At 42.0% G+C, this 13,528-nt stretch carries 12 protein-coding genes; 2 read left to right on the forward strand and 10 right to left on the reverse strand.

Features of this window, described 5'->3' with window-relative positions:
- Nucleotides 1-2: 2 nt before the first annotated feature.
- Nucleotides 3-1,085: a DUF871 domain-containing protein gene (locus tag IGI44_RS18545; protein WP_438790296.1), complete on the forward strand. Its 1,083-nt coding sequence runs from the start codon at nt 3-5 to the stop codon at nt 1,083-1,085.
- Between the two features lie 226 nt (nt 1,086-1,311).
- Here IGI44_RS18545 and IGI44_RS18550 read toward each other — a convergent pair whose 3' ends face one another.
- The 5 genes from IGI44_RS18550 to IGI44_RS18570 form a co-directional block, all read right to left on the reverse strand.
- A complete protein-coding gene (locus IGI44_RS18550) occupies nt 1,312-1,635 on the reverse strand; it encodes a hypothetical protein (protein ID WP_438789417.1) in 324 nt (107 codons plus the stop codon).
- A gap of 93 nt (nt 1,636-1,728) precedes the next feature.
- Complete coding sequence (locus IGI44_RS18555; protein ID WP_438789418.1) at nt 1,729-2,286, reverse strand: DUF2716 domain-containing protein; 558 nt, start codon at nt 2,284-2,286, stop codon at nt 1,729-1,731.
- 544 nt (nt 2,287-2,830) lie between these two features.
- Nucleotides 2,831-3,661 (reverse strand): MBL fold metallo-hydrolase, encoded by an 831-nt coding sequence (locus tag IGI44_RS18560; protein ID WP_438789419.1) that lies wholly within the window; start codon nt 3,659-3,661, stop codon nt 2,831-2,833.
- 11 nt (nt 3,662-3,672) lie between these two features.
- Entirely contained in the window at nt 3,673-4,470 is a 798-nt protein-coding gene (locus tag IGI44_RS18565; protein WP_438789420.1) for a ChbG/HpnK family deacetylase, read from the reverse strand.
- A gap of 12 nt (nt 4,471-4,482) precedes the next feature.
- Nucleotides 4,483-5,889: a PTS transporter subunit EIIC gene (locus IGI44_RS18570; protein ID WP_438789421.1), complete on the reverse strand. Its 1,407-nt coding sequence runs from the start codon at nt 5,887-5,889 to the stop codon at nt 4,483-4,485.
- Nucleotides 5,890-6,078: 189 nt separating this feature from the next.
- Here IGI44_RS18570 and IGI44_RS18575 point away from each other — a divergent pair, with 189 nt between their 5' ends.
- On the forward strand, nt 6,079-6,798 hold the full coding sequence (locus tag IGI44_RS18575) for a GntR family transcriptional regulator (protein ID WP_438789422.1): 720 nt from the start codon (nt 6,079-6,081) through the stop codon (nt 6,796-6,798).
- A 154-nt stretch (nt 6,799-6,952) separates the two neighbouring features.
- Here IGI44_RS18575 and IGI44_RS18580 read toward each other — a convergent pair whose 3' ends face one another.
- From IGI44_RS18580 to IGI44_RS18600, 5 genes are all read right to left on the reverse strand, one after another.
- Nucleotides 6,953-7,858 (reverse strand): alpha/beta hydrolase, encoded by a 906-nt coding sequence (locus tag IGI44_RS18580; protein ID WP_438789423.1) that lies wholly within the window; start codon nt 7,856-7,858, stop codon nt 6,953-6,955.
- 3 nt (nt 7,859-7,861) lie between these two features.
- Nucleotides 7,862-8,953, reverse strand: coding sequence for a GDSL-type esterase/lipase family protein (locus IGI44_RS18585; RefSeq protein WP_438789424.1), 1,092 nt, complete (start codon nt 8,951-8,953; stop codon nt 7,862-7,864).
- A 42-nt stretch (nt 8,954-8,995) separates the two neighbouring features.
- The gene (locus tag IGI44_RS18590) at nt 8,996-9,874 is read right to left on the reverse strand and encodes an alpha/beta hydrolase (RefSeq protein ID WP_438789425.1); all 879 of its coding nucleotides are present in this window, start codon (nt 9,872-9,874) and stop codon (nt 8,996-8,998) included.
- A gap of 324 nt (nt 9,875-10,198) precedes the next feature.
- Nucleotides 10,199-10,879, reverse strand: coding sequence for a fructose-6-phosphate aldolase (locus IGI44_RS18595; protein ID WP_438789426.1), 681 nt, complete (start codon nt 10,877-10,879; stop codon nt 10,199-10,201).
- A gap of 142 nt (nt 10,880-11,021) precedes the next feature.
- Nucleotides 11,022-13,463 (reverse strand): glycyl radical protein, encoded by a 2,442-nt coding sequence (locus IGI44_RS18600; RefSeq protein WP_438789427.1) that lies wholly within the window; start codon nt 13,461-13,463, stop codon nt 11,022-11,024.
- Between the last annotated feature and the right edge of the window lie 65 nt (nt 13,464-13,528).

A 13,528-nucleotide genomic window follows, 5' to 3' on the forward strand; every position in this document is an offset into this window, starting at 1 on the left:
TGATGACATTTAGACAATTAGGACTTTCCATTTATCCAGACCATAGCGATTTTTCAAAAGACAAAGACTATTTAGCACTGGGGAAAAAATACGGGTATTCTCGACTTTTCATGAGTATGCTTGAAGCGGACGACATCCTTGCCACCAAACAAAAATTCAGCAGGATCATTGCTGTGGCGAAGGAGTTAGGCTATTTAACCATCATCGATATCTCCCCTCGCATCTTTGAAAAACTGCGGATCAGCTATCAAGATCTCCGTTTTTTTGCGGAATTAGGCGTGGATGGCATTCGTTTAGATCAAGGCTTTGATGGGAATACCGAGGCACTGATCAGCTATAATCCTTATGGACTAATCATCGAATTGAACATGAGCAACGATGTCGCTTACCTTGAGAATATCTTGAGTTATCAAGCCAATAAACCTTATTTATTCGGCTGTCACAATTTTTACCCGCAGGTGGGAACCGGTTTAACAGAAGAATTTTTCCTAGAGTGCAGTGAACGATTTAAGAAGAATGGTATTCATACCGCCGCCTTCGTAGCCAGCCAGCATGGGGAACAAGGTCCATGGAATGTAAATGATGGCTTGCCAACTTTGGAAAGTGACCGTTATTTGCCAATACAAGTACAGGCGAAAAAACTATTTGCCACTGGCTTCATCGATGATGTCATTATCGGAAATGCTTATGCAACAGAAGAAGAATTGAAGGCTCTAGCAGAAATGGATCGGTATCAGCTCCAATTAAAGGTAGATTTTTTAGCGGAGGCAACGGAATTAGAACGCAAAATCGCCTGCGACATGCAGCATTTCCGTCGCGGCGATACAAACGCGTTAGTGGCGCGTTCCACCCAATCACGGGTTATTTATAAAGAAGAGGAAACCCCTCCTCACACCAACAATATCGAATTCAAATTCGGTGATGTTTTAATCGGGAATGACCAATTTGGTATCTATAAAAACGAATTGCAAATCGTATTGACACCACACAAGGATACTCGAAAAAACAAAATTGGTCGTATTTCGAAGGAGGAACTAGTGTTATTAAAATATTTAAATCCCTGGACCAAATTCAACTTTATTTAATTTCATTTCGAGTTTTTTTACCTAAAGCGATAAAGGATTACGTAGCCATAATAATTAAACGCAAAAAAGGAAGTATCCATCGACGATACTTCCTCTTTTATCGTAATCGAAACCGAAGGCGAGACGAAATTTAGACTGCTCTATGCACTAACTTCGAAATAGATTCACTGCAAAAGTGTTTTCCTTCTTCGATCGTAGAAATGATTTGCTGCTTATTTTAGCTTCTTTATGCTTCGACTATCTTCTGCTTGATTCCTTCATAATCATGTTCCGCGACCTCAATACCTGACACCCACACAACATTCGCATTTTTGGCACGTTCTGCATAAAGTGTTTTATTCGTCTTAGGTAGAACGATCACGTCTGCTAGGGGCATTTCCTCCGACCAATCATCACTGATAAACTCAATTTCCCATTCAGGAGCTAATACCTCGCGCATCTCTTTTTGAAACTTGATCGGTCGTAGAGTCACACCGCTCGTTCCAGCAAGTGTACCGACTGTTTGCTGACGATTGTTAAATGACCAAACCCATAACACTTTTTTACTCATTGATTTCAGTCCTTTTTTGATTATTATGCGCTTATGAATGGTTCAAATCAACGAACAAAAGAACCTTTTTTTAAAAAATTTTATAGAAGTCTTTTACGTTTCTTCTTCCCTGTTCTCCTCTCGAGACTCAATCAGAATAAGTCCAATAAATTTTGCTTTCGCGCGGATTTCTTGTCTCAGTTGTTCTCCATAAACAAAAATCTGTTGCCGCCAAGGATCCGTCAGATATCCCCAAGAAAAATCTTTAGAGAAAAACAGATAGTAATCTCCATCGGGGAAAAATTCTGGAAAATAAGCATAGTAACCCCCATCGCCAAAGCGTTCATCCGAAATAAAGGTGGGATTTTCTTTTCGTACTTTCACTCGTGGATAATATTCATAACAGGTGTGTTGCCAATCCAACACATACATAGACTCCTGATCTTTTAAGCATCTACAGAAAATATCTTGAATCGTTTTACGCCAGTTCGGATCAGAATCAGCGAGAAGACCGATTTCCTTGCAGCTATAGAGATCGTGTGGTTCCTTTAATAAATAGCGAGAATCTTTCGCATAATAATCTGGTTCGAAGGAAAATCGCTGGTAGACAATTTTCCATAGCTCGTCTGTTATTTGATTCGAAAGTATTTCCCATTCCTGTTGAGCCTGCATACTATCCCTCTTTTCTGATTGAATGTAATGTTTTCTGACACAATGGCTTTCAGCGTTACGCTTATTTGCGTAAAAGACGTTCTCCTGTCATATTTTACCTTAATTGGCCATTACATGTAAAAATGTCCTAGATCATGAAACGACTAAAAAAGAATTACCCTGCATGATTAAGTTTCTTTTTACTAGGTTCTTTTCAAGACATGAAGAGTGTCTACTTACAAAATGTTTGATGACCATCCCGTGAATACAAAAAGCCCAACCATCGATTCAAGATGGTTGGACGGTGAACCGATCAGACTTTTCGTTCTTCCAATTCTTTTTTTATTTGCGGATAGATGGTATCCAAATGGTAAAAGAACATGGTAGCGATAAAGCAAAGAAAAAAACGCTCAGCAACCTAAATGGCCAAGCGCAAAAAAATGGTCTGAAATGGACCGTCTGTTTATTCTTCTCCCTCATACAAGCTCCTACGCAGAACGCTAGAGGATGGATAGCTGTCTTTTCATTGTTTTAATACGCCTTTCAGGTACTAACAGAGAAATTCTTAGTTGTCGCTAGTCCCTTCGTGCGCCAATATTTTTTCCCTTGTATAAGAAATCGTTGCTTTTCCTTTTGAATGGAATAAGATTTCATGAGTCTCCTGTTCAGTCAGATTGGTTTTCGTCAGCTCTTTTCCGAGTGCAAGCAATTCCTCTGCACATTCGGTGTACGCATCGATCCATTCGCTGGAAAGCGGCATTCGCTGATGCCCAGGATAAAGCTGATAGTCAGGAGCAATAGCCGAGCGAAGATGCTCTAAACTTTTTTTATAACGAGCGATATCAGTTGATTCAGCAAAGTGCAGGAGTACCCCCTTTTCACAGATCATATCGCCGGTGTAAATCCTTTTCCTGTCCTCCTCAATCAGAGAAAGACAGCCGTAGGTATGCCCGGGATTTTCAATCACTTTGAGCTGCCGCTGACCAAGATCGACAATCATCCCCTCCGTCAACGGCTCCAGCTTAACTGTTTGATTGATCGCTTGTCGAGGGTCGGTTTGATCCTGGTCCCATTTCATTGCTTTATTGCCCTTGAAAAATTCCGTGCGAAAAGCAGCCGACGAATGGAGCTGAAACAACGAAAAATCTTGCGGATGTAACATGATTTCTTCAAATTGCTGATCATTGCCGATATGGTCGATGTGTCCATGGGTATGAAGCACGATGATCGGCTTATCCGTTAAAGTAGCCGTAAAGGCACGAAGGTCTTCTGCCTTTAGCCCCGTGTCAATTAACGCCGCCTTTTTTTCACCAACAATCAGATAGTTGTGAGTAGAAGCTTGTCCATTTCCACGAGTGATCAGCCACGTTTGGGGTTCTATTTCCTCTGCTCTCATTTTTCTTCACCTCACACTTTTTTTTCAAGGTTCCGTGCAGCATACTCATAGGAAACCCGCATAATACCATTTCGGTCACACCATTCTTCTAATTTACCTGACATCAATAGTTCATATTCTATCCCGCGATAGTTTCCAACCATGCCAACCGCTGATCGGTCATTCGCAAAGGACAATCCTTCACGACCGGGGAGCATCGGATGCATTAGCGTCAGACGATAGTCCTCCGTTAAGCTACTGAGCCAATCCGTCCACAGCGTGAGGCCCACTTCTGCTGTAGCAAAGCTGTGGGGCCCTAATTTTTGTTTCAGATCGTACCAGTCAAGGTGATTGATCAGACCCTTTTGATTGGTCCACTCGCGTAAAACCGGCACTAATTCTGGATAATACAGCTCCGGCATCATATGAGTATCAAAGTAACTGACCGATAATCCCAGCTTTGTTAAGTAATCCAGCTGTGCATCAAACTCTTTTACTACGTCATCCGGATCGATGTTCTGATCAGGAAGGCCAAATTCGGGAGGAAAAGTGCCATTTTCGGTAATCAATGAGGTAATCTGACTCGTCTCAGTCATGGGAAACCACTTCAGATAAGTCCACTCCGAGGTAAGCGTCCCGTGTATCCCAATTGAAAAATCACGATCGGGCAAAGATTTTAAAAGCTCCGCGCCTGATTCCATCATGGGACCCACCGCCATGCAAGAGACATTTTTTATATAGTCCTTCGTTTTCAACGCTTGATAGATCGCCTGATTCGAGGCGTTACTTGATCCGAAATCATCGGATCTTGTGATTAGTTTTGAAATCATTCCGTTCACTACCTATTCAAAAATTTCTTGTTCCTTTTCATTAAATCCGAGCACCCAGACTAAAGCAAAGGTGACGACAAATGCAATCCCGCAGCCAATAATTGCATTCGTTAAATTCGCGGAGTCTTCATGGATGAACCCCGCTAAAATGAAGATGTTCGAGCCTGTCAGAGCGTAAGCCTTCACCTGCATAAAGCCCATATACAGCGCCCCGCAAAAAGCACCAATCGCTTGGGCCACAAACGGCTTGACGTAGGGAATCATCACCCCATAAAGCGTCGGTTCTGCCACTCCACCGATCAGCTGCAAGGCAAAGCTGGAGAATCCCAGACTTCGATTCGCCGGCTGCTTCGCCTTCAACGCGAAGGCCAAGGCCGCCGCCGCAATGGCGATCACTACTGGTGCCACCGCGACAAACACTACTTCATCATAGCCGTTCGCCGTCAAGGTTACCAAGACCGCCATATTGATCGCATGATGCATCCCAGTAACGATCAGCAAAGCGAAGACAGCGGCGATCAGACCGATCCCAAACGGACCAAAAACTTGATGCGTCCATAGCAAGAAGGCGCTAATATAATTGCCCAAAATACTTCCCAAAGGTCCTAAAACGACTAACGCCAGAGGCACTGTGACAAGCACGGTAAGAACCGGTACAAAGACCATTTTGAAGCTGCTTGGAATATATTTATCGAAAAATTTCTCAACATAAGACATCATCCAGACGATTAAAATAATCGGAATGACGGTACTTGAATAGTTAACTGGCGTGATCGGCAGTCCGTAGACATTCAGTGCCGCGCCCTGCATCACACTCTCCACAAAGGCCGGTGCGATCAACACGCTCCCCATCAACATACCCAAAATCGGATTTGCCTTAAATTTCTTGGCACTGGTGTACCCTAGAAAGACTGGCAGAAAGTAAAAGCCGGCGTCGCCAACAAAATTTAAAACTTGATACGTACCACTTTTATCTGACAGCACACCAATCAAGCTTGGCCCCAAAAGCATCAGGAACATCTTGATCATCCCGGCACAGATAATGGCTGGCAACGCTGGTGTGATACTTCCAACCAAGGCGTCTAAAATATTACTGCCGACGGTTTTTAGTGTCCGCTTTTTCTTTGGTGCAGGAATCGTTTCAGCGTTTTCTTCATTTCTGCTTGGCTCATTATCAATGTGCATTTGTTCAAAAACCGTGCCTACATCAGGACCGATAATCACTTGGTACTGATCTCCGGACTTCTGAAAGCCTAAAGTTCCAGGAATGTTCTTGATTTTATCTAAATCCACTTTACTATCATCTTTTAAAATAAAACGCAAACGGGTCACACAATGAAAGGCTGAGGTGATGTTTTCTTTTCCACCAATCGCCGCTAATGTTTGTTGTGCAATTTGCCGTGCCTGTTTTTCTTCCATTACTTGCTCCTCCTCCATATCCCTTACTTGAGAAAATCGAATTCAATCTAACGTTAGAAAACCCTTACATGTATTATACATTTGTTTAAACAAATATTCAATAGTAGTTTAACCTTTTCCTCTAAAAATTTGTTCAAACATATTTCATTAATATGCTATAATGACTATATCTCATAAGGAGGTTTTTGAATGGCTGCTAATAAATTTTCTGAAATCTATCTACAGCTTAAAAAGGAAGTTCGAGAAGGCCTTTATAACGATACCTTATTACTACCAACAGAATTGGAGCTAGTTGACCGCTTCAAAACCAGTCGAAATACGATTCGCCGGGCCATCGCCAAACTGAATGACGAAGGACTGGTATACAGCGTCAAGGGCCGTGGGGTAGTGGTGCTGGAGACGTCTAAAGTTGACAAAGTCTTTTTTAAAACAGGCAACTTTCATGGGCTAAAAGAGCTTTCAAATTATAATGAAATCAGCACCTCTTCCAAATTAATTGATTTCCAAGAACTCACCGTTTCTGAAGAGCTTGCTCAAAAGATTTCCTTTAACGAAGGCGAACGTATCTATAAAATCAGTCGACTTCGGATCATCAATGAAAAATCCATGATGTATGATACCAGCTATTTCAAGAAAATGTATCTAGGTCCGATCACTGCAGAAATCGCGGAGGGCTCCATTTACGAGTATATCGATACCCAACTGGATTTCAAAATCGCGGCCTCCAAATCCGTCATGAAGGTCGTTTCAGCCGTAGAGGCTGATTTTGAAAATTTAGATTTAGGCGAAAACAACTGCGTTGGCGAAATTGAGAACATCGCCTATACCGACAGCGGACGTTTGTTTGAGCACACCTTTATTCGCTATATTCCGAATGAATACGTGATGGTTTCATTTGCGCAGCGATAGAATCAGAAAAAGCTCAAAAAAAGGAACTGTGACAAAAACCTTGTCACAGCTCCTTTTTTCGATCAAACAGTGATTCAGAAATAGCTTCTTCGCAACTAAACCGAAATTTCTTGAAGCTGACCACTTCCGTCCCAATCTCTTCCTACGATTTTTATTATCTATCTGCGAGAAACTCCAAGACCTTCTCCATACTCTCCTTTGTACATTCGCGACTGTAATCCACCATAAATCCATGAACCGCGTCTTCGCGAGTTTGATCAAAAAAGACTTCTGTCACGGGAATCTGCTTTTCCTTCAGACACTTCGAAAATTGCAGCGTTTGAGAGTCGTGCAGCCCGTCGATTTCTCCTGAAAGAAGGATTGTTCGCGGAAATTCTTCAGTTACATAATTAATCGGGGAGGCTTCAATCATGAACTCACGGTCGTTCTTATCGTCCATCGTCCCCAAAAAAGATTCATAGCTGACTTTAATAAAGGGAAACTTGGCGTATTTGGCACTCAGAAAATCATACGCTCCGTAAAACAGAACCATTCCCGCAAGCTGTTCTTCCCTTAACGGTGGTTCCACACCATATACCTTCGCCGCGTCCAGATTCGTGCAGACATTCGCTACCGTCGAAGCCAAGTGAGCACCGCCAGAATCTCCAGCTAAGAAAATACGTTGAGGGTTTCCTCCATACGCTGCAATGTGTTCATTTATCCATCTAATCGCATCAAAAACAATTCTTTCTTGCTTCGGATGCGGCGCTTTGGGTGCCAAGCTATAATTGATTGCGACACTGACATAACCTTTTGAGGCGATATATTCGCAATAACCGATGTTGTCGTCCTTATCGCCCAACGTCCAGCCGCCGCCATGAATTTGAATAAAGACGGGAAACTTTCCTTTAACGGCTGGGGTGTAAATATCCAGTACCTGTTTTTTATCTGTCCCCCTGGAATACGGCACGTTTCTGAATTTTTCCACCGGTGGTTCGATCGGAAACGTATCATTATACTTGCTACGATTCAGCGTCGTTAGCTGATATAACAGCTTTGTCAGCATAATAGTCAGTTTCATCGGTCATTCCTCCTTCAATAATTCAGAAATTTCTTTGGCCATATACGCTCCAATTGCTGCTCCCCCTGTTTCAGAGAAATGCAAGTGATCGCCTGAATCATACTGCTCAGCCAATTTTCTAGGATCAGCCGCATCACGCACAAAACGATCCAGATCAATCATTAAGTTCTTTTGCCGAATCCATTGATTGACCGCTTTACGAATAATTTCCTTTTCTTCTGACCAAGCTGCTTTTCCATTAGAAAAGGCCCCTTTAAAAGGTGTCAGGGTGACTAAAATCGGCGTCAACCCTGCTACTACGGCTTCATTAACGATACACTTTAATGCAGTAATCATTTTTGTGGCGGTAGGCATTTCGGTTCTATTGTCCGAACCAACTTGGTAAAGGTCATTGTCTCCAATCAATATCACCGCCACATCCGGTCGATACCTGACTAATTGGCTAAAACGCGCCACGGCAGGCTCGCCAAAGCCGGCATTCCATTCAGAATCAGAGGTTCCCGGCAAAAGCAAACGATTGCCTGAGATCCCTTCATTGATCGTTGTGATCCCGTCGATATGGTCATAAAGTCCTTTCGCGGCATTATCCGCATAATAGCCCTGGTTTGTCAGTGAATCGCCAAAAAAAGCAATCGTGTGCCCGCTCGTTTCAGTCAAAATCGCTACCGAAGTCATACCGTAAACATAATTCATGCCAAAATCAAGAATGTTCGTTTCAAAAATTTGAGTGGAAAAATTATGGGCAGACGTAGCCAAATCATTGACGTCGTTGCGTATCTCCAGCTGGAAATACAAGGTCGATTTCAGCGGCACAACAATAGTGGTGAGATCAGACCATAGAGATTGCCCAGCAGGAATCTCAAAAGCGGTTTGCTCATTCAGAGTGAGTGGGCGCGCATTGGCCATCTGCGGATTTGTCGCAACACTTGCACGGTTCACGCTCATCGCAGTCTGGTCATATTTATTGGAAAATTCGACTCGAATCCCCTTGCCGGAAATGTTTTGTTTAATAGCGATTTTTTCGGTTCTGCCATTGGGTTTAAAATGAAGATTGCCATAATTTGAAAAGACTTGATGCCAGATCATTCGATACATTTTTATCATTCCTTCAGTAAAATACTTCTGCCCCGCTGAAAACTACTTGATCAAAGCTTTGAAAAACGCAAGAATCGGTTGAATGTGTTCTTTTTCCAAAAATTCGGGTCCCCCGCCAGCATGACCTGTTTCAGGCATTAAATCTAAAACAACGTGTTCTTTCCCGATTTTTTCTTCCAAACTTCGAGCAAAATTAATCGATTGCTCCGCAGGAACTGCTGGATCCATCGTTCCATGTTGAATATAAAACGGCGGTGCTTTCTCTGTGATCACATAATCGATGTTCGCCTCTTTCGCCGCTTCACGATTCACCTGTGGATCAAAGCCTAGATAGTCATGCAATAATTTCCGACTTTGCTGCATATACTCCGGAGCGATGGCTTCAAATATTTCGATAAAAGCCGCTTCATTACTGAAATCCAATAATGGACATAACGCAGCAACCCCTCTGACTGCTTCACCATTAGCGGCTGTACGCAGGCCTACCTGTGAAACCAAATTTCCCCCTGCCGATGTCCCATACAAAAACATATTTGTCGCATCAAACTGGTATTCTTCCGCATGTTCTCTAATAAAAGCCAGCGCAGCCGTAAGATCATTGATCGGGTCCATTCGTTGGATGTCCGGCAGTAAGCGATAATTTACAGAAACTAGCGCAAAGCCCTCTTGTAAAGCAAAAAAGCCAGGATACAGATGCCAATCACGTTTATCACATAAAGCAAACCCACCGCCATGAACCAAAACGACAACCGGAAACGGCCCTTCCCCCTCTGGCAGATAAACATCTAGCTTCTGCAGATCGTGATCGCCATAAGCAACGTCCAGCTTTTTATGCTTGATCCAGTCGATTTGAGGAATCACTTTCTCGTTCGTGATGGAGACCCATTCAGGGACAAAGTTTGTATCGCGTAAGCTTCTCATTTACATAACCTCTTTCTGTTTATTGACTCGTACATTAAACCATACATTTATACTATATTTGTTTAAACAAATTGTCAACGTTTTTTGATAGCCTTTTCATTTTTGTGTAGAGAAGCTTTTGAGCAATGGTAACTAGTCAACACTTGTAGCAAACTATTGACTAGCTCCGATCATGGGATAAAAATAGACTAGGATTTCCTTTCGCTTTTACGAACAAAAATAACCCATTCATCACTTAAGGATGCTTGGGCTATCTATCAATTATCTTTAGTTTTTTAGCAGGAACATTTTCTTTAATAAATAAAGCAGCCCCCCTTTTTTTCGTTATAGTGACGAAATAGTCGTTCCCTCACCAAAACTTGCTTCCCAATCAGACGTGAAATCAACCACTGCTTTTTCAATTGACGGCATTGCAAAAGCAGACTTAATGATGTCTACACCCATCGTTGCCGATTGCGCACCATTTTCTAAAGCGGCATTCACCTGACCGACATTTTTGAAGCTAGCAGCAAGAATTTTTGTCTGGCTGTTGGTTCTTGAAATCTCCTTCGCCATTTCAGCTATGGCTTCTCTAGGATCAATGTTCAAGTTTTCCATTCGATTGAAATAAGGTGCAATATAATCCGCACCTGCTGCGATGGCTAAATACGCTTGGAATTTGGTGTAGATTGCGGTTGCAGTCACATTTACTCCACGTTTCTTTAATTCTTTAATGACTTTTAAGCCCTCTTCACTGACAGGAACTTTTACAAAGACGTTTTTGTCAATTTTCGCTAAAATCGTTTCTGCATCCTTGAGCATTCCCTCGTAATCTGTTGCAACGACTTGGACATGAAGTGATTTGTCGTCTCCGATGATTTCTCTGATTTGTTTCATATGAGAAAAGAACTCAATGTTGCCTTCATTCTTTACGATTGAAGGATTTGACGTCACACCAGCTAAGGGAATAATTCTTTCATATTTCTTGATATCTTCAATATTTGCTGTATCTAGCATAAATTCCATTTTTTAAACGCTCCATCTTTTAAATAATTATTATTGATTGTGGAGAAATTCACAAATTTTCTAAAAACAATTTTCGCCATTTTCACCGAAACTAAACCTAGAATATATCTGAGAGACCTCGTCTCTCAGATATATAATGCGATTACAATACGTGTTCGGTCCGTTCAATAATGTCATCTTGGGTGGCTTTTGATAAGACATTGAAGAAGGCTGAGTATCCGGCAACACGGACAATTAAGTCACGATGTTTTTCTGGATGTTTTTGCGCATCGATCAATGTTTCTCTAGAGACGACATTGTATTGAATGTGGTAGCCGTGCAATTTATTGAAGAATGCCCGCAGTAACATGATCAATTTTTGCTTGTCTTCTTCTTTGGCTAACGTTTGAGGATTGACTTTTTGATTGAGTAAGACACCGCCAATGATTTCCTCTGTTCTTAGCTTAGAAACTGATTTAAGTACGGAAGTCGGACCGTTTTTATCCATATTATGCGATGGCGAGCAGCCTTCAGCTAAAGGCACCCATGCATTACGTCCATCCGGTGTAGCCATCGTTCCTTTTCCTTGCCCGACATTCGCTGAAATCGATGACGTTCCAGAATAACGGGTACCGCCGATTGGTCCGCGGCCAAAACGGGTACTTGGGTATTTTTTGACTTCTTCGATATAGCTGTCATAAGCTTTCGTCACTAGCTGATCGGTATAGTCATCATCGTTCCCATATTTTGGAACATCGTTTAGAATCATTTGTTGGATCTCTTGGCTGCGTTCACTGGCATAATCCGTCATCAACGCTTCCCAAAGTTCTTCTTGCGTAACTTTTTCATCTTCATAAACGAGCTTTCTAATCGCTGCCAGGGAATCCGCTAAGTTGGCAATCCCAACCTGAAGGCCAGAAATAAAGTCATAAACAGCTCCGCCTTCTTTCAATGTCTTCCCTCGACCGATACAGTCTTCTGTTAGTGCAGAACACAAAATATCTGGGACTTCTCGTTCAAGACCAATATCAATGGCATTTTCTACGATGACACTCATGCGAGTTAATTCACGTACGGTTTTATCCCAAGCCTCCTGCAACTCTTCAAAGGACTTCATCTCTTTGAAATGACCATAGCCTTCAACAAAACGTTTGCCTGAAACGGGATCAATCCCGTCATTCATGGCAATCATTAAGATTTTAGGGAAGTTCATGTAGCTCATTCCTGTACAGCGATAGCCCCATTTACCTGGAACAGCCGTTTCGACACAGCCGATTGCACTATAATCATAGGCATCTTCTTCTGTGACACCAATTTTTTCAAATGAAGGGATGATGATTTCATCATTGTTAAAAGCAGGCATCCCAAAGCCTAGCTTCATCACCTCGATACATTCATTCATAAAGTTATTATCTAATCCTGAATGATAACGAACCGTTAAGTTCGGTTGCGGTAATTTTGTTTGCGCAACACTTCGAAGGACAAGGTAAGAAAGCTTATTCACGGCATCTTTCTTATCCCGAGTTTGGCCGCCGATGGTCACATTTTGATAAAGTGGACTACCCGCACTACTAAAAGTATGTGCTTGGCTTCTTACTTTATTGACGGTTAATGTTTTGATCCAAAGATTGGTTAACAGCTCAACCGCCTTCGCTTCAGTAATGGTGCCTTTTTCTAAATCAGACTTCAAATAGGGATACATATATTGATCGAAGCGACCATAAGAAAGCGAATGGCCATTCGATTCAATTTGTAAGATCAATTGAATAAACCAAACCGATTGTACCGCTTCTTGGAAGGTTTCCGCCGGTTGATTGGGAACCTTCGCACAAATACGACTAATCTCTAACAGCTCCGCTTTTCTTTCAGGTGACGCTGTTTCGGCCAGCTGTTTTGCTAAGGCAGAGAAACGTTCTGCGTAGGTTTGAACAGCATCTAATACAATTAAAATCGCATTGTAAAATTGATACTTATCAATGCTTTCCGGCTCTGTTAAATCTAGGTTCGCTTTTTCCTGCAATGTCCGTCTGCGATAGCCTTCCAAGCCAACTTCTAGAACAGTCTGATAATCTACTGCTAAGTGAGCATCACCAGAATTCATCTTTCCTTCCATTCCGAAGAAGCCGGTTTCCATGAACACAGAAACTTCATCAGGCAATAAGCAGCCTGCTTTTGCTCGTAAATTATTGTTTTCCCAGAAAGGCGCGATCGAACGTAGATCCTCTTTGGTTTTTTCAGTTATATAAAAGACATCGCCATCCCGTTTTTCAAATAGATCCAGTTCATTTAACACGAATTCCATCGTATATTCCGGGAAAATCGGTGCATCTTTGTTGGAAGCTGCTTGATTCCCGACGATCAAGGTTTCATCTTCAATGTAAATAGACATTTTTTCTAAAATATTCTTCAGCATTAAGGCACGCTTCATGACGTTTGTCTGATGTTGGTTTTCCTTATACGCTTCAGTAGCTAACAATGCGCGTTCTGCACAAATATAAGGTTTCTTGGTTAATACGGATTCCCGATACTGGTTCATCCGGTTGGTTAAATAGCCGAAATACGGTTGACTGTTTGCACTTTCTCGTTCTTTTATTTGAATCGTCATTTTAAGCCCTCCTGTTTCGTTCGTAACTAATATATTATTCTTTCGAAGTAATCGTATCATGCTTT

The sequence above is a fragment of the Enterococcus sp. DIV0756 genome, from assembly GCF_051710745.1.
Classification (GTDB): domain Bacteria; phylum Bacillota; class Bacilli; order Lactobacillales; family Enterococcaceae; genus Enterococcus_A.

What these genes read in the sequence shown, in the direction of transcription:
- IGI44_RS18545 (WP_438790296.1), top strand. Translation starts at nt 3, where the DNA reads ATGACATTTAGACAATTAGGACTTTCCATTTATCCAGACCATAGCGAT.
- IGI44_RS18550 (WP_438789417.1), bottom strand. Translation starts at nt 1,635, where the DNA reads ATGAGTAAAAAAGTGTTATGGGTTTGGTCATTTAACAATCGTCAGCAA.
- IGI44_RS18555 (WP_438789418.1), bottom strand. Translation starts at nt 2,286, where the DNA reads ATGCAGGCTCAACAGGAATGGGAAATACTTTCGAATCAAATAACAGAC.
- IGI44_RS18560 (WP_438789419.1), bottom strand. Translation starts at nt 3,661, where the DNA reads ATGAGAGCAGAGGAAATAGAACCCCAAACGTGGCTGATCACTCGTGGA.
- IGI44_RS18565 (WP_438789420.1), bottom strand. Translation starts at nt 4,470, where the DNA reads ATGATTTCAAAACTAATCACAAGATCCGATGATTTCGGATCAAGTAAC.
- IGI44_RS18570 (WP_438789421.1), bottom strand. Translation starts at nt 5,889, where the DNA reads ATGGAAGAAAAACAGGCACGGCAAATTGCACAACAAACATTAGCGGCG.
- IGI44_RS18575 (WP_438789422.1), top strand. Translation starts at nt 6,079, where the DNA reads ATGGCTGCTAATAAATTTTCTGAAATCTATCTACAGCTTAAAAAGGAA.
- IGI44_RS18580 (WP_438789423.1), bottom strand. Translation starts at nt 7,858, where the DNA reads ATGAAACTGACTATTATGCTGACAAAGCTGTTATATCAGCTAACGACG.
- IGI44_RS18585 (WP_438789424.1), bottom strand. Translation starts at nt 8,953, where the DNA reads ATGTATCGAATGATCTGGCATCAAGTCTTTTCAAATTATGGCAATCTT.
- IGI44_RS18590 (WP_438789425.1), bottom strand. Translation starts at nt 9,874, where the DNA reads ATGAGAAGCTTACGCGATACAAACTTTGTCCCTGAATGGGTCTCCATC.
- IGI44_RS18595 (WP_438789426.1), bottom strand. Translation starts at nt 10,879, where the DNA reads ATGGAATTTATGCTAGATACAGCAAATATTGAAGATATCAAGAAATAT.
- IGI44_RS18600 (WP_438789427.1), bottom strand. Translation starts at nt 13,463, where the DNA reads ATGACGATTCAAATAAAAGAACGAGAAAGTGCAAACAGTCAACCGTAT.